This is a genomic window from Streptomyces sp. NPDC001852, assembly GCF_042891825.1.
Taxonomy (GTDB): domain Bacteria; phylum Actinomycetota; class Actinomycetes; order Streptomycetales; family Streptomycetaceae; genus Streptomyces.
Window position 1 is genome coordinate 20,765 of the sequence record NZ_JBIATN010000010.1, and the last position, 16,564, is coordinate 37,328.

A 16,564-nucleotide genomic window follows, 5' to 3' on the forward strand; every position below is an offset into this window, starting at 1 on the left:
AACTCTAAGTGGCGCCATACCGATCAGTACGGGGGTTTGAGTTATTGCGTTGTTATCAACGGACAATGTGACAGGGGCGATGTCCCTTGGGGGACGGTACGCGAAGTAGTTGTCGACCTTGGTTCAGCTCCCCTTGCGGCTCCTGGCATGTCCACAAGGGATACGGAAGCGGGCCGCGGCTTGCTCAAGGCCGTCGCCGCTCGCTCAGGGCCTGCGGTACCCTAACGCCATGCGTGCCGTACGCCTTCTGCTTAGCGGGCCGCGCTGATCAGTACCGACCCCGGGTCGAACCGTGAGGTCGGCATCGGCGCGGCGTCCCCTCCTGTGCGAGGGGTTTTTTCGTTTCTTGGAATGTCACAGCCGCAGGCAGAGACGATCGATGGAGCTTTGAGGATCATGAGCGAGACGAACCCCGCTGCCGCCGCCACCACGTCGGCGGAGGCCGCCGCGCCGCACCGCTACACGGCCGCCATGGCAGCCGAGATCGAGGCACGCTGGCAGGACTTCTGGGACGCCGACGGCACCTACGCCGCGCCGAACCCCAAGGGCGACCTGGCGGGCGACGCCGCGCTGGTCGCCAGGCCCAAGAAGTTCATCATGGACATGTTCCCGTACCCCTCGGGTGCGGGGCTGCACGTCGGCCACCCGCTGGGCTACATCGCCACCGACGTCTTCGCCCGGTTCCAGCGCATGAACGGCCACAACGTCCTGCACACCCTGGGCTTCGACGCCTTCGGCCTGCCCGCCGAGCAGTACGCCGTGCAGACCGGCACGCACCCGCGCGTGTCCACCGAGGCCAACATCGAGAACATGAAGGCCCAGCTGCGCCGGCTGGGCCTGGGCCACGACAAGCGCCGGTCCTTCGCCACGATCGACCCGGACTACTACAAGTGGACCCAGTGGATCTTCCTGCAGATCTTCAACTCCTGGTACGACGACGCGGCGGAGAAGGCCCGCCCGATCTCCGAGCTGATCGCACAGTTCGAGTCCGGTGAGCGCGCGGTTCCGGGCACCACGCGCGCGTGGAGCGAGCTGAACGCCACCGAGCGCGCCGACGTCCTGGGCGAGTACCGCCTGGCCTACGCCTCCGACGCGCCGGTCAACTGGTGCCCCGGCCTGGGCACCGTGCTGGCCAACGAGGAGGTCACCGCCGACGGCCGCTCCGAGCGCGGCAACTACCCGGTCTTCAAGGCCAAGCTGCGCCAGTGGAACATGCGCATCACGGCCTACGCCGACCGGCTGCTGGAGGACCTGGAGGAGCTGGACTGGCCCGAGGCCATCAAGCTGCAGCAGCGCAACTGGATCGGCCGCAGCGAGGGCGCCCGCGTCGACTTCCCGATCGACGGCGAGCACATCACGATCTTCACCACCCGCCAGGACACCCTGTTCGGCGCGACCTACATGGTGCTGGCGCCCGAGCACCCGCTGGTCGAGAAGTTCACCCCCGAGGCCTGGCCCGAGGGCACGCACGCGGTGTGGACCGGCGGGCACGCCACCCCGGCCGAGGCCGTCGCCGCCTACCGCGCGCAGGCCGCCTCGAAGTCCGACGTCGAGCGCCAGGCCGAGGCCAAGGACAAGACCGGCGTCTTCACCGGCGCGTTCGCCACCAACCCGGTCAACGGCGAGCGCATCCCGGTCTTCATCGCCGACTACGTCCTGATGGGCTACGGCACCGGCGCGATCATGGCCGTACCCTGCGGCGACCAGCGTGACTTCGAGTTCGCGCGCGCCTTCGAGCTGCCGATCCGCTGTGTGGTCGAGCCGACCGACGGCCGCGGCACCGACACCTCGACGTGGGAGAACGCCTTCGGGGCGTACGACGCGAAGATCATCAACTCCTCGAACGACGAGGTCTCCCTGGACGGCCTGGGCGTCACCGAGGCCAAGGCCCGCATCACCGAGTGGCTGCAGGGCAAGGGCATCGGCGAGGGCACCGTCAACTTCCGCCTGCGCGACTGGCTGTTCAGCCGTCAGCGCTACTGGGGCGAACCCTTCCCGATCGTCTACGACGAGGACGGCATCGCTCACCCGCTGCCCGAGTCGATGCTGCCGCTGGAGCTGCCCGAGGTCGAGGACTACAGCCCGCGCACCTTCGACCCGGACGACGCGAACACCCAGCCCGAGACCCCGCTGTCGCGCAACGAGGAGTGGGTCAACGTCACCCTGGACCTGGGCGACGGCCCGAAGAAGTACCGCCGCGAGACCAACACCATGCCCAACTGGGCGGGATCCTGCTGGTACGAGTTCCGCTACCTGGACCCGCACAACGAGCGGCAGCTGGTCGACCCCGAGATCGAGCAGTACTGGATGGGCCCGCGCGAGGGCCGTCCGCACGGCGGAGTCGACCTGTACGTCGGCGGCGCCGAGCACGCCGTGCTGCACCTGCTGTACGCGCGCTTCTGGTCCAAGGTCCTCTACGACCTGGGCCACGTGTCGTCGGCCGAGCCGTTCCACAAGCTGTTCAACCAGGGCATGATCCAGGCCTACGTCTACCGCGACAGCCGTGGCATCGCGGTGCCGGCCGCCGAGGTCGAGGAGCGGGACGGCGAGTACTACTACCAGGGCGAGAAGGTCTCCCGCCTGCTGGGCAAGATGGGCAAGTCGCTGAAGAACGCGGTGACCCCGGACGAGATCTGCGCCGAGTACGGCGCCGACACCCTGCGCCTGTACGAGATGGCCATGGGGCCGCTGGACGTCTCCCGGCCGTGGGACACGCGCGCGGTGGTCGGCCAGTTCCGGCTGCTGCAGCGGCTGTGGCGCAACATCGTCGACGAGGCGACCGGTGAGGTCACCGTCACCGACGCCGAGCCCGACGAGGAGACCCTGCGCGCCCTGCACAAGGTGATCGACGGCGTCCGCCAGGACCTGGAGGGCCTGCGCTTCAACACCGCCATCGCCAAGGTCACCGAGCTGAACAACCACCTGACCAAGGCCGGCACGGCGGTGCCGCGTTCGGTGGCCGAGCCGCTGGTGCTGATGGTCGCCCCGCTGGCCCCGCACATCGCCGAGGAGCTGTGGCGCAAGCTGGGCCGCACCGACTCGGTCGTCCACCAGGACTTCCCGGTCGCCGACCCGGACTACGTCGTGGACGAGACCGTGACCTGCGTCGTGCAGATCAAGGGCAAGGTCAAGGCCCGCCTGGAGGTGCCGCCGGCCATCTCCGAGGAGGAGCTGGAGAAGGTGGCGCTGGCCGACGAGAAGGTCGTCGCGGCGCTGGGTGGCGCGGGCATCCGCAAGGTGATCGTCCGGGCACCGAAGCTGGTGAACATCGTTCCCGCCTAGGAAACGGGGGCCGTTCGCCGTCTCGGGGTAGTCCCCTACGGGCAGGTTCGGGGTTTTTCTGGAACCCCGGGCCTGCCCTCTGCGTTTACCGTGGAGAGCACAGCGGCGTGTGCCGCGTCCGGCCCGAGGAGGAGCGTCGTGGAAGCAGTGATCGCCGTGTTCGCCCTTCTCTTCCTGCTCTTCATCGGCCTGGGCGCGTACGCCACGGTCAAGGCGGTCGGCGCCGCCAAGCGCGGGGTGGACCGGACGATCGAGCAGGCCCGCCGCAGCGTCGAGGACCACACGCTGCGCGCCAAGTCGTTCGTCCAGACCGGCCCGGCCGCCGAGATCGCGCAGCTCCGGCTCGCGCTGCGCACCTCCATGCGCGCCACCCGGGACGCGCTGCGTGCGGGCGCGCCCGAGGACGAGTCGCTGAAGGAGTCCCTCGGCCTCTTCGAACGGCTCAGCGCACACGGTCACGAGCTGGACGCCGACCTGCGGCGGCTGGAGTCGGAGCCGGACCGGGCCGAACTCGGCGCCCGGCTGCCCGAACTGCGCAGCCGCACCGAGCGCATCACCAAGTCCGCGGACTCATTGCGCTGGGCGGTCCGCGACCGGGCGCGCCGCTTCATCGACGACGATCTGGGCGCGCTCAGCGACCAGATAGACATCGAATCCGACGCCCTGCGCCACTGGACCCCGGCCGGTCCCGCACAGGCGCAGGAGCAGCACACCGACGTGTCCGCCGCGTCCGCCCCCGGCGGTCCGGCGGCCCAGCACGACCGCTCGCGGACGTCCCGCCCCGCCGCGGAGCAGGCGCGCCAGGCGATCACCCCGCCGTCGCCACGTCTCGCCCACCCGTGGCAGAGGAAGCCGCGCCCCGAGAGCACCACCTGACCTGGCCGCTCCGGGCCCGCACCACGGGGGCCGGGCTGCCGCACCAGCACTACGGCAGGTAACCTCCAGCTCATGTCCCGCCATGTCGCGATCGTCACCGATTCAACGGCCTACCTGCCGCCGCGGACGATGGAGCGTCACGGCATCACCACAGTGCCCCTGACCGTGGTTCTCGGTGACCGGGCACTCGAAGAGGGCACCGAGATCTCCACCCGCTCCCTGGCCCAGGCGCTGCAGAAGCGGCGTCCCGTCACCACCTCGCGCCCGAGCCCCGAGGTGTTCGCGGAAACCTACCGCAGGGTCGCCGACTCCGGCGCGAGCGGCATCGTCTCCCTGCACCTGTCCGCCGAACTGTCCGGCACCTATGACGCCGCTGTCCTCGCGGCCCGCGAGGCGCCGGTGCCGGTGCGGGTGGTGGACACGGGGATGGTTGCGATGGCCCTCGGCTTCTGCGCGCTCGCCGCGGCCGAGGCCGCCGAAGCCGGCGGCACCGCGGACGAGGCCGTCACGGCCGCCGAGAAGCGGGCCGCGGGCACGTCCGCCTACTTCTACGTCGACACCCTCGACTATCTGCGCCGGGGCGGCCGCATCGGAGCCGCACAGGCCCTGCTCGGTTCCGCACTCGCCGTCAAACCCCTGCTCCAGCTGGACGGTGGCCGCATCGAACTGCTCGAGAAGGTCCGCACGGCCTCCAAGGCCATCGCGCGCCTGGAGGAGATCGCCGCCGAGCGGGCGGGCGACGCCGAGGTGGACATCGCCGTCCACCACCTGGCCGCGCCCGACCGCGCCGCCGCGCTCGCCGACCGGCTGCGGGAACGGGTGCCTGGCCTGGCCGACCTCCATGTCAGCGAGGTCGGAGCGGTGATCGGGGCACACACCGGTCCCGGGCTGCTCGGAGCGGTGATCTCCCCCCGCTGAGCCCGCACCCGTACGGGTGACGGAGTTGTCCACAACAGGGCTGTCGTCCACGGGAATTGACCAAGATCATCGCGGAGCGGCGGGATGTCCCATCCTCGTCGCATGGCACTTCGATCACGTTCACGCACAGCCACTCCGACCAGCGGCCCGGGCCGTGGCCCCACCTCCGACGGCCGCATCCGGCACCGCCGTGGCATCGACCGCGGCCGTGCCCGCCACCGCCCGCCGGCACCGTCCGAGGATCTGCGACGCCGAGCGGAACTCCTCTTCGGTGAACGAGCCGTGCGACGGCGGGAGTCGGGAAACGGCCCGCCGGACGCAGAGGGGCCTGCGAGGACGGCGACCGAGGCAGCCACCGGGGCGGCCACGGCATCGGTCACGGGCCGGGCGTCCGGGCTCAGCCCTGCCAGGGCGGTCGCAGCCACGGTCGCGCCTGCTCGGACCGAGCCACCGCACGCCTTCCCGCCGGACGGGCCGACACCGACGCCGACTCCGGCACCGAGCACGGCTGACGAGCCCGAACCAGCGGGTGCTTCAGGCCCATTGGAGCTGCCCGGCGCCGATGGCCTCGGCTGGCGAGAGCGGGTCGGGCCGGCGTTGCGGGAGCGGATGCCGGTGTGGCTGCAGGCGCGGTGCGGGGTGGAGCGGCGGGGAGTCGTGGCGCTGGCCGTGGTGCTCGTGGCCGCCGCGGTCTTCGCGGTTCAGCACTTCTGGGCCGGGCGGACCCAGTCCGTCAGCGCCCCTCAAGTGGTGCGCGCCGAGGCGCCTCACACCGAGGCGGGCACGCCCTACCCCAAGAAGGGGAACGACGCGAGGCCCGGAGCGGGCGCGAGCGCCTCCGCGACGCCGGGCGGACAGATCGTCGTGGACGTCAGCGGCAAGGTCCGCAATCCGGGGATCCAGCGGTTGCCGGCCGGTTCCCGGGTCGCCGACGCGCTGCGGGCGGCCGGCGGTGTCCGTCCGGGCGTGAGCATCGAGGGCCTCAACCGGGCCCGCTTCCTGGTCGACGGCGAACAGGTCGTCGTCGGCGCGCCCGCCGGGGCCGCACCTCCCTCCGGCCCCTCGGCCGGGCCCGCCGTCCCCGGACCGGCAGGCCCGGGCCCCGCGACGCCCGTCTCCCTCAACACGGCCACGGCCGACCAGCTCGACGCGCTGCCGGGAGTCGGGCCTGTCCTCGCCCAGCACATCATCGACTACCGCACCCAGCACGGCGGTTTCCGCTCGGTGGACGAACTGCGCGAGGTCAACGGCATCGGCGACCGCCGCTTCGGCGATCTGCGGAATCTGGTACGGCCATGACCCGAGCGATCGATGACGGGTCACCGGAGCGCGGGAGGACCGGCCTGCTCGTGCACGCCCGGCGAGAGAGCGAGCGGTCCGCAGACCGGGAGGCCCTCGGCGCCGTGGTTCGCGGCACCGGGGAGGACGACACCGCCGCTCGCGGCGACCGGGCGGGGCCCATGGACCTGCGCCTCGTGCCGCCCGCACTCGCAGCCTGGGTCACGGCGGCCCTGACACTGGACACCCCCGCGGGCTGGACGGCCGGGATCGCGGTGGCCTGTCTGGCGGCCGGGGTCGTTCTGCTGGTGGCGCGGAGGCCCTCACGGCCCGCACAGCCCGTACCGGCCGGGCGGGTCACACACAGAGCACCGGCCGCAATGCCGCCCGGGCGGTTCGCGTGGGCGCGATCCTCGATCGCCGCCGTGCTGCTGTGCGTTTCCGCAGCGGCCGCCTCGGCCGGACTGCACGGGGCGGACCTGCGGCGTGGGCCGGTACCCGAGCTGGCCCGGCGGTACGCGACCGTGACCGCCGAGGTCGAACTGAGCGGCGACCCCTGGCTGAGCCGGCCACGGGTGCGCGGCGATCATGCCGCGCCGACCGCGGTACTGGCCCAGGCCGAGGTGCGGCAGGTCGAACGGAGCGACGGGACGAGCGTGCGGACGCGGACTCCGGTGCTGCTGGTCGTCGACGCGGACGTTCCGGCCCCGGAAGCGACGGCTGCCAGGAACGGCGGCTCTCCGGCAGAGGGATTCGCGGCGCGCCCCGCAGCCCCGGGCACGCGGGGCAATCAGGGTGCGCGCGATGCCTGGCTCGGGTTGTTGCCGTCCACGCGGCTGCGGGTCGGCGGACGGCTGGCGCCCGCGGCGGCGGGCGGGGAACGGACCGCGGCCGTGCTGCGGGTGCGCGGCCGGCCGGGGCCGCGGATCGTGGCGGGCCCCAGTGGGCCGCAACGGCTCGCGGGACGGCTCAGGGCCGGACTGCGGAAGGCGACCGACGGCCTGCCGGGGGACGCGCGGGCCCTTCTTCCCGGACTGGTCGTCGGGGACACCTCACGGATCACGCCCGAGCTGGACCAGGCGTTCAAGGATACGGATCTGGCGCACACGCTCGCCGTGTCCGGCAGCAACCTCACCGTCCTGCTCGCGCTCCTCATCGGACCGCCGGGCCTGGCACAGCTGGCCGAGCGCCGTGGCCTGGCCCCGCGCCTCGGGCTGTCGCTGCGGACGACGGCGCTGCTCGCCGGGGCGCTCACGCTGGGATTCGTGGTCGTGTGCCGGCCCGACCCCAGTGTGCTGCGGGCCGCCGCCTGTGGCGCGGTCGCGCTGCTCGCCCTGGCCACCGGGCGCCGCAGATCCCTGATCCCGGCACTGGCCACGGCCGGTCTGCTGCTGGTGCTCTACGACCCGTGGCTGGCCCGCAGTTACGGCTTCCTGCTCTCCGTGCTGGCCACCGGCGCCCTGCTCGTGCTGGCACCGGGCTGGAGCGAGGCGCTGAGGCGGCGCCGGGTACCGCCGAGGCTCGCGGAGGCGCTGGCGGCGGCCGGGGCGGCTCAGGCGGTGTGCGCCCCGGTCACGGCGGTGCTGTCGGCCCGGGTGAGCCTGGTCGCGGTGCCGTGCAATCTGCTGGCCGAGGTGGCGGTGGCACCGGCCACGGTGCTGGGATGCGCGGCGCTCGTGACGGCGCCGGTGGCGATGGCGCCCGCCAGGGCGCTGGCGTGGTGCGCGAGTTGGCCCGCCGGGTGGATCGCCGCCGTGGCCCGGACGGGGGCGGCGCTGCCCGGAGCGGGAGTGGACTGGCCGGGCAGCTGGCCCGGGGCGCTGCTGCTCGCGGCGGTCACCGTGGCCGTCGTTCTGGCCGGGCGGCGGCTCACGCGGCATCCCTGGTGGTGCGCACTGCTCGGGGTGCTGCTTCTGCTGGCGGTGGTGCGGCCGGCGCCGCTGACCCGGGTGATCACCGGCTGGCCGCCCCCGGGCTGGCGGTTCGCGATGTGCGACGTCGGGCAGGGCGACGCGACGGTGCTGGCGGCGGGCGAGGGAGCCGGGGTGGTCGTGGACGCCGGCCCCGATCCGGTGCTGGTCGACCGCTGTCTGCGGCAGTTGGGCATCACCCGCATTCCGCTTGTCGTCCTGACCCACTTCCACGCCGACCATGTGGCGGGACTCCTCGGGGTGCTGCGGGGCCGTTCGGTGGCCGCGATCGAGACCACGGGTTTCGAGGAGCCCGCCGACGAGGCCGAGTTCGTCAGAAGGGAGGCGGCGGCGCGGCACATCCCGGTCACGCGTGCCGTAGCGGGAGAGGAACGGCGTGCCGGAGCGCTGTCCTGGCGGGTCCTGTGGCCCCCGCCGAGCACCCGGCCGCCCGGGGACACGCAGACCCCGGCCTGGCCGGGCCCGGTGCCCGAGCCGGACGGTCCGAACGACGCCAGCGTCGCGATGCTGGTGCGCTCGGGCGGGTTGCGGCTGCTGTTGCTGGGCGACCTCGAACCACCGGCCCAGCAGGCGTTGGTGCGGTCACCGGCGGCGGCCGAGCTGGCCGGCGTGGACGTCCTGAAGGTGGCCCACCACGGCTCGGCCTACCAGGACCCGGAGCTGATACGACTCGCGGCTCCCCGGGTGGCGCTGATCTCCGTGGGCGCCGACAACCCCTATGGCCACCCGGCACCGGCGACCGTGGCCGCGCTGCGGGCGGGCGGGGCGCTGGTACTGCGCACCGACCGGGACGGGGAGCTCGCGGTCGGCGGGACGGGAGGGGCGGGCGGGGAGCTGCGGGTGGCGAGAGACTGAGGAACAGGAGTTCGCGCAGACTGAGTCCATGAACTCAAGCCGGATCGAGGCCTATCTCCGTCGGATCGGGGCCGAGCGCCCGCAGGAGCCCACCGGTGGGGCACTGCGCGAACTGCAGCTGCGCCATCTGCGGACCGTGCCCTTCGAGAACCTGTCGATCCACCTCGGCGAGGCGATCGTACTGGAGGAGGAAAAGCTGCTGGACAAGGTGGTCGGACGCGGTCGGGGCGGTTTCTGCTACGAACTCAACGGAGCGTTCGGCGCGTTGCTCGCCGCGCTCGGCTACGAGGTCGAGCTGCTCGCGGCGCGCGTGTACGGCGATGAGGGACGGCTCGGCATCCCGTACGACCACCTCGCCCTGCGGGTGCGGACGGCGGAGGCGGACACCTGGCTCGCGGACGTCGGGTTCGGGGCACACAGCCACTGTCCGCTGAGGTACGAGGAGCGCGGGGAGCAGGTCGACCCCGCTGGGGTGTTCCGGGTGGTCGAGGCCGGGCCGGACGCGGCCGGGGTGAGCGGCGGCGGCTCGGCCGGTTCCGGGGACCTGGACGTCATACGGGACGGCAGGCCGCAGTACCGGCTCGAGACGCGGCCCCGGGTGCTCGGGGACTTCACGGCAGGGGCCTGGTGGCACAGCACCTCGCCGCTGTCGCACTTCACCCGGTCACTGGTCTGCTCACGGGTCACCGGGGACGGAGGGAGGATCACGCTCAGCGGCCGGGAGCTGAAGACGACGGCCGGCGACGGTACGCGCGGTGTGCGGGAGTTGGGGACGGACGAGGAGGTGCTGACGGTGTACCGGGAGCGGTTCGGGATCGAACTGGACCGCGTGCCGAACGCAGGAAGCCGGAACGGGACCTCCTGACCCCCCGCGCCAGAGGTCTGACCTGGCGGTTCGGTTCTCGTGCGGTGGCGGAGAATGGGCCCGTGAGCGATGTGAGACACGTGCTGGTGCTGCCCGACCGGGATGCCGCCGAGGAGGTGGCCGAGGCGCTCGGGGAGCGGTTCGGGCTGGACGAGGAGCCCCGGCTCGTCCGGGACGCGTTGGCCGGCGAGGACGACGCCGAGGATGCCCAGTGGCTGGTCGTCCTGCGGGACGAGGAGGAGCGGCTGGACCCGGCGGAGCTGGACGAGTTCGCCGCGGGGTGGGACGGCTGGCGCGAGGAGCCGTGACCTCGAGCCGGGCCCCGGTCCGTGTCTCCGAGCCGGGCCTCGAGCCGGATCCTGGGCCGTGTCCCCGAGCCGGGCCTCCAAGCCCGGCGCCCGAACCGGATCCTGAGCGGGTCGGCCCGGTCTCGGGGTCCGCTCCGGGATCGGTCAGGGTGCCGGGGCCGGTTCGTTGTCAGTGCCGCGTGGGATGCTGTGAGTGATGGCCAGGAAGACTGCGAATGACGACCCTCTCGCCCCGGTGACGCTCGCCGTGGGCCAGGAGGACCTCCTGCTCGACCGTGCCGTGCAGGAGGTGGTGGCCGCCGCCAGGGCCGCCGACGCCGACACGGACGTGCGCGACCTCACCCCGGACCAGTTGCAGCCCGGCACCCTCGCCGAGCTCACCAGTCCTTCGCTCTTCGCCGAGCGGAAAGTCGTGGTCGTACGCAATGCGCAGGACCTGTCCGCCGACACGGTCAAGGACGTGAAGGCCTATCTCGGGGCGCCCGCCGAGGAGATCACCCTCGTGCTGCTGCACGCGGGCGGGGCCAAGGGCAAGGGGCTGCTCGACGCCGCGCGCAAGGCGGGGGCGCGGGAGGTGGCCTGCCCGAAGATGACCAAGCCGGCGGACCGGCTGGCCTTCGTGCGGGGAGAGTTCCGCTCCTTCGGGCGGTCGGCCACGCCGGAGGCGTGCCAGGCCCTGTGCGACGCCATCGGCAGCGACCTGCGGGAACTGGCCTCGGCGGTCTCCCAGCTGGTCGCCGACGTGGAGGGCACGATCGACGAGGCGGTGGTCGGGCGGTACTACACAGGCCGGGCCGAGGCCTCCAGCTTCACGGTCGCCGACCGGGCCGTGGAGGGGCGTACGGCGGAGGCGCTGGAGGCGCTCAGATGGTCGCTGGCGACGGGCGTGGCGCCGGTGATGATCACCAGTGCGCTGGCCCAGGGCGTGCGGGCGATCGGGAAGCTGTCCTCAGCGCGCGGGGGGCGGCCTGCCGACCTGGCGCGGGAGCTGGGGATGCCGCCGTGGAAGATCGACCGGGTGCGGCAGCAGATGAGGGGGTGGACGCCGGACGGGGTCGCGCTGGCGATGCGGGCCGTCGCCGAGGCCGACGCCGGAGTGAAGGGCGGGGGCGATGACCCCGAGTACGCCCTGGAGAAGGCGGTCGTGACGATCGCCCGGGCAGCGCGATCGAGAGGCCGGGCCTGATCCGCCGCCGACCCGGGCGGCCTTGACGCCGACCCGGGAAGGCCTCGACGCCGACCCGGCGTGAGTCCCGTCCCCTCCACCCCCGGCATCAGCCGTGGAGAGCCGGAGCTGTCAGCCGACGTCGCCGACGCGTGGGAGGCGGCGATCGCCGTGGCTGGACAAACACCCGCACGCAACGGTCGTCCCGGATCTCGTGCCGAACTGCGCGAACCGGCTCCCGTGGTGACCGCCTGCGGTCGTTGAGAAAGGCGCATGCCGAAGGCCCCGGCGTCCGCCCTGGGGAAGGGAGGGTGCCGGGGCCTTCGGATCAAGCTGGTGGACTCGCACCCGCGTGGCGAACGCAGGCCGCGTGCGAATCCGGGGGTGCCGGGCGGGAGCGGATGAGAGAGGGCCCGCTCTTGGTCCTTCCGGCGGTCAGATCAGAAAGGGGTTCAGCCCTTGAGGGTCGCGACCTTGGAAGCAAGCGCCGACTTCTTGTTGGCGGCCTGGTTCTTGTGGATGACGCCCTTCGAGACGGCCTTGTCGAGCGCACGCGCGGCAGCGCGCTGCAGCTCGGTGGCCTTCTCGACGTCACCCGCGGCAGCGGCCTCGCGGGCCTTGCGGATCGCGGTCTTCAGGGAGGACTTGACGGCCTTGTTGCGCAGCCGGGCCTTCTCGTTGGTCTTGATCCGCTTGATCTGGGACTTGATGTTCGCCACGAAGGAGCCTTTTCAGGTTCAGGTGCGGGGCCGCACGGGTCCCGTACCGGTGATCCAAAATTTCTCTGACGCGCCTCGCGCTGAGAGGGCATGAGGCACAGCCATCTACAGTACCAGTGGCCCTGCGAGCGGCCCAAAACGGTGCCCGGTCCCTCCGCGTGGGACCATGGAGACTACGTATCGATCCGACCCGAGGCATAAGGCGCCTCAAGAGACAGGACCCTGCGTGCCCGCGACCCCTAACCATGTGCCCGAGCCGAGCCGTACCGACCCGGCTCTGATCCGCAATTTCTGCATCATCGCGCACATCGACCACGGCAAGTCCACGCTCGCCGACCGGATGCTCCAGCTGACCGGTGTGGTCGAGCAGCGGCAGATGCGTGCTCAGTACCTCGACCGGATGGACATCGAGCGCGAGCGCGGTATCACGATCAAGTCCCAGGCGGTGCGTCTGCCCTGGGCCCCCACCGAGGGCCCCGACCAGGGCACGACCCACATCCTCAACATGATCGACACCCCGGGGCACGTCGACTTCACCTACGAGGTCTCGCGGTCGCTCGCCGCTTGTGAGGGGACCATCCTCCTCGTCGACGCCGCCCAGGGCATCGAGGCGCAGACCCTCGCCAACCTCTACCTGGCGATGGAGAACGACCTCACGATCATCCCCGTGCTCAACAAGATCGACCTTCCCGCGGCCCAGCCCGAGAAGTTCGCCGAGGAGCTCGCCAACCTCGTCGGCTGCGACCCGGAGGACGTCCTCAAGGTCTCCGCGAAGACCGGTCTCGGTGTCGACGCGCTGCTGAACAAGGTCGTCAAGGAGATCCCGGCCCCGGTCGGGGTCGCCGACGCCCCCGCGCGAGCGATGATCTTCGACTCGGTCTACGACTCCTACCGCGGTGTCGTGACCTACGTCCGTGTCATCGACGGCCAGCTCAACAAGCGCGAGCGCATCCGGATGATGTCCACCGGCGCCACGCACGAGCTGCTGGAGATCGGCGTCAACTCGCCCGAGATGCTCCCGGCCGACGGTCTCGGCGTCGGTGAGGTGGGCTACCTCATCACCGGTGTGAAGGACGTCCGCCAGTCCAAGGTCGGTGACACCGTCACCAGCCAGAGCAAGGGGGCGACCGAGGCGCTCGGCGGCTACAAGGACCCGAAGCCGATGGTCTTCTCGGGCCTGTACCCGCTCGACGGCTCCGACTACCCGGAGCTGCGCGAGGCCCTGGACAAGCTGCAGCTCAACGACGCCGCGCTGGTCTACGAGCCGGAGACCTCCGCCGCGCTCGGCTTCGGCTTCCGCGTCGGCTTCCTCGGCCTGCTGCACCTGGACGTGATCCGGGAGCGGCTGGAGCGTGAGTTCGGCCTCGACCTGATCGCCACCGCCCCCAACGTGGTCTACCGCGTGATCATGGAGGACGGCAGCGAGGCCACCGTCACCAACCCGAGCGAGTTCCCCGAGGGCAAGATCGACGAGGTCTTCGAGCCGGTCGTGCGGGCCACGATCCTCGCGCCCACCGAGTTCATCGGCGCGATCATGGAGCTGTGCCAGACCCGGCGCGGCACCCTGCTCGGCATGGACTACCTCTCCGAGGACCGCGTCGAGATCCGCTACACCCTCCCGCTCGCGGAGATCGTCTTCGACTTCTTCGACCAGCTGAAGTCCAAGACGCGCGGGTACGCCTCGCTGGACTACGAGCCCACGGGCGAGCAGTCCAGCTCCCTCGTCAAGGTCGACATCCTGCTGCACGGCGACAAGGTGGACGCCTTCTCGGCGATCACGCACAAGGACCAGGCGTACGCCTACGGCGTGCGGCTCGTCGCCAAGCTCAAGGAGCTGATCCCGCGGCAGAACTTCGAGGTGCCGGTGCAGGCCGCCATCGGCTCCCGGGTCATCGCCCGCGAGACCATCCGCGCCATCCGCAAGGACGTCCTCGCCAAGTGCTACGGCGGTGACATCTCCCGCAAGCGGAAGCTGCTGGAGAAGCAGAAGGAAGGCAAGAAGCGGATGAAGATGGTGGGTTCCGTGGAGGTTCCGCAGGAAGCCTTCATCGCCGTCCTGTCCAGTGATGACAGCGCGGGGTCGGCCAAGGGCAAGAAGTAACCAGGGGTAACAACGGGTTACGTCCATAAACGGGACACAAGGGGGCCCGTCGTGCGAAAGCGCGGCGGGTCCCTACGCGTGCGTAGCGTCGCTCTCCGTGGAAAGTGACAGGCCGAAGCCCCTTACGCAGCGGCCTGTCGCGGCTTACTCTGATCCCTGCTCGATAGTTACTCGCGAGTTAAACAACAGCGAAGCAGCAGCACGAACCCCCACCGTGAGTTAACCCAGCCGCACCGAGTTCAGCCGCACCGTCGCGGGCCCCGGAGGATGTCGTGAGCGACACACAGACCTTGATCGAGAACCGTCCGCCGTCCGTGGCGGCCCTCTTCCTGGAGCGCGTGGCGGCCACACCGGACGCCGAGGCCTACCGGTATCCGGTGCCGCCCGCCTCCGGCCAGGGTCCCGACGACTGGAAGTCGCTCAGCTGGGCGCAGGCGGCCGAACGGGTGTTCGCGATCGCGGCCGGCCTCATCGAGCTGGGTGTGCAGCCCGAGCAGCGGGTGGCGCTCGCCTCCTCCACCCGGGTCGAGTGGATCCTCGCCGACCTCGGCATCCTGTGCGCCGGCGGCGCCACGACCACCATCTACCCGCAGACCAACGCGGACGAGTCGGCCTTCATCCTCTCCGACTCCGAGAGCCGGGTGCTGATCGCCGAGGACGCCGCCCAGGTCGCCAAGGCGCTCGAGAAGCGCGCCGAGCTGCCCGAGCTGACCAAGGTCGTCGTCGTCGACCCGGCCGGTGCCGAGACGAGCGACTGGGTGATCACGCTCGCCGAGCTGGAACGGCGCGGTGCCGCCTACCTGGAGCAGCACCCGCAGCTGATCAAGGAGCGGGTCGGTGCGATCACCAGGGACCAGCTCGCCACCCTCATCTACACCTCCGGCACCACCGGCCGCCCCAAGGGAGTCAGGCTCCCGCACGACAACTGGTCGTACATGGCGAAGGCGATCGCCGGGACCGGCCTGATCAGCGCCGAGGACGTGCAGTACCTCTGGCTGCCGCTCGCGCACGTCTTCGGCAAGGTCCTCACCTCCGGCCAGATCGAGGTCGGCCACGTCACCGCCGTCGACGGCCGCGTCGACAAGATCATCGAGAACCTCCCGGTGGTGCAGCCGACGTACATGGCGGCCGTGCCGCGCATCTTCGAGAAGGTCTACAACGGCGTCGCCGCCAAGGCCCGCGAGGGCGGCCCGGCCAAGTACAGGATCTTCCAGTGGGCTGCCGAGGTCGCCCGCGAGTACGCCAAGGTCAGCCAGGACAACTTCCGCCGCACCGGCACCCACGCCGTGCCCTTCGGGCTCGCCGCCAAGCACAAGGTCGCCGACACCCTCGTCTACGGCAAGCTCCGCGAGGCCTTCGGCGGCAGGCTGCGCGCCTGTGTCTCCGGCGCCTCCGCGCTCGCGCCCGAGATCGGCTACTTCTTCGCCGGCGCCGGCATCCACATCCTGGAGGGCTACGGCCTCACCGAGTCCTCAGCGGCCTCCTTCGTCAACCCCGGCGAGGCCTACCGCACCGGCACGGTCGGCAAGCCGCTGCCCGGCACGGAGGTGCGGATCGCCGACGACGGCGAGATCCTGCTGCGCGGCCCCGGCATCATGGAGGGCTACCACGGCCTGCCCGAGAAGACCGCCGAGGTGCTGGAGTCCGACGGCTGGTTCCACACCGGGGACATCGGCGAGCTCTCGCCCGACGGCTACCTGCGCATCACCGACCGCAAGAAGGACCTCATCAAGACCTCCGGCGGCAAGTACGTCGCCCCGGCCGAGGTCGAGGGCCAGTTCAAGGCGGTGTGCCCGTACGTCTCCAACATCCTGGTGCACGGCGCCGACCGGAACTACTGCACCGCCCTCATCGCCCTGGACGAGCTCGCCCTTCTGGACTGGGCGAAGGAGAACGGCCTGGAGGGCAGGCCGTACGCCGAGATCGTCGCCGCGCCGCAGACGGTGGAGATGGTCGACGGGTATGTGCAGCAGCTCAACGCGGGGCTTCAGAAGTGGCAGACGATCAAGAAGTTCCGGCTGCTGCCGCGGGATCTCGACGTGGAGCACGGGGAGATCACGCCGAGCCTGAAGCTGAAGCGGCCCGTGGTGGAGCGGGAGTACAAGCACCTCATCGATGAGATGTACGCCGGGACCAGGGAGAAGTGAGGGGCGGTTCGGTGAGTGGGGGGCCGCGGGCCCGTTGTCGCGCCCACGCGGCGGAGCCGCGTATCGGTACGGCCCGCGCCCCTGGGTAGGTTGAGCTCGACGGCGTTCGAAAGTGGTCG

The 16,564-nt window shown here is 71.4% G+C and carries 11 protein-coding genes; 10 read left to right on the forward strand and 1 reads right to left on the reverse strand.

Going from position 1 to position 16,564, the window contains the following annotated elements; genetic code table 11:
- Positions 1 to 396: 396 nt before the first annotated feature.
- From leuS to holA, 8 genes are all read left to right on the forward strand, one after another.
- Positions 397 to 3,282 carry a leucine--tRNA ligase gene (gene leuS, locus ACFYZB_RS18635; RefSeq protein ID WP_388759558.1) on the forward strand — a complete coding sequence of 962 codons (2,886 nt, stop codon included), beginning with the start codon at positions 397 to 399 and terminating at the stop codon, positions 3,280 to 3,282.
- 138 nt (positions 3,283 to 3,420) lie between these two features.
- Complete coding sequence (locus tag ACFYZB_RS18640) at positions 3,421 to 4,158, forward strand: hypothetical protein (protein WP_388759561.1); 738 nt, start codon at positions 3,421 to 3,423, stop codon at positions 4,156 to 4,158.
- A gap of 72 nt (positions 4,159 to 4,230) precedes the next feature.
- Positions 4,231 to 5,076 carry a DegV family protein gene (locus ACFYZB_RS18645; RefSeq protein ID WP_388759564.1) on the forward strand — a complete coding sequence of 282 codons (846 nt, stop codon included), beginning with the start codon at positions 4,231 to 4,233 and terminating at the stop codon, positions 5,074 to 5,076.
- Positions 5,077 to 5,178: 102 nt separating this feature from the next.
- A complete protein-coding gene (locus ACFYZB_RS18650) occupies positions 5,179 to 6,375 on the forward strand; it encodes a helix-hairpin-helix domain-containing protein (RefSeq protein ID WP_388759567.1) in 1,197 nt (398 codons plus the stop codon).
- Between the two features lie 161 nt (positions 6,376 to 6,536).
- Positions 6,537 to 9,140 carry a ComEC/Rec2 family competence protein gene (locus tag ACFYZB_RS18655; protein ID WP_388760123.1) on the forward strand — a complete coding sequence of 868 codons (2,604 nt, stop codon included), beginning with the start codon at positions 6,537 to 6,539 and terminating at the stop codon, positions 9,138 to 9,140.
- A 28-nt stretch (positions 9,141 to 9,168) separates the two neighbouring features.
- Positions 9,169 to 10,005, forward strand: coding sequence for an arylamine N-acetyltransferase (locus ACFYZB_RS18660; protein ID WP_388759570.1), 837 nt, complete (start codon positions 9,169 to 9,171; stop codon positions 10,003 to 10,005).
- A gap of 62 nt (positions 10,006 to 10,067) precedes the next feature.
- Positions 10,068 to 10,313 carry a hypothetical protein gene (locus tag ACFYZB_RS18665; protein ID WP_351203032.1) on the forward strand — a complete coding sequence of 82 codons (246 nt, stop codon included), beginning with the start codon at positions 10,068 to 10,070 and terminating at the stop codon, positions 10,311 to 10,313.
- 196 nt (positions 10,314 to 10,509) lie between these two features.
- Positions 10,510 to 11,499 carry a DNA polymerase III subunit delta gene (gene holA / locus ACFYZB_RS18670; protein WP_351203034.1) on the forward strand — a complete coding sequence of 330 codons (990 nt, stop codon included), beginning with the start codon at positions 10,510 to 10,512 and terminating at the stop codon, positions 11,497 to 11,499.
- 431 nt (positions 11,500 to 11,930) lie between these two features.
- Here the strand turns inward: holA and rpsT are convergent, their stop codons facing one another.
- Positions 11,931 to 12,197: a 30S ribosomal protein S20 gene (rpsT, locus tag ACFYZB_RS18675; RefSeq protein ID WP_061922887.1), complete on the reverse strand. Its 267-nt coding sequence runs from the start codon at positions 12,195 to 12,197 to the stop codon at positions 11,931 to 11,933.
- A gap of 226 nt (positions 12,198 to 12,423) precedes the next feature.
- On the opposite strand from rpsT, the gene lepA reads away from it, so the two are divergent.
- Together lepA and ACFYZB_RS18685 are read left to right on the forward strand one after the other, a co-directional pair.
- Positions 12,424 to 14,298 carry a translation elongation factor 4 gene (lepA, locus tag ACFYZB_RS18680; protein WP_388759573.1) on the forward strand — a complete coding sequence of 625 codons (1,875 nt, stop codon included), beginning with the start codon at positions 12,424 to 12,426 and terminating at the stop codon, positions 14,296 to 14,298.
- A gap of 272 nt (positions 14,299 to 14,570) precedes the next feature.
- Positions 14,571 to 16,445, forward strand: a complete 1,875-nt coding sequence (locus ACFYZB_RS18685; RefSeq protein WP_388759576.1) for an AMP-dependent synthetase/ligase — start codon at positions 14,571 to 14,573, stop codon at positions 16,443 to 16,445.
- The last annotated feature ends 119 nt before the right edge of the window (positions 16,446 to 16,564 follow it).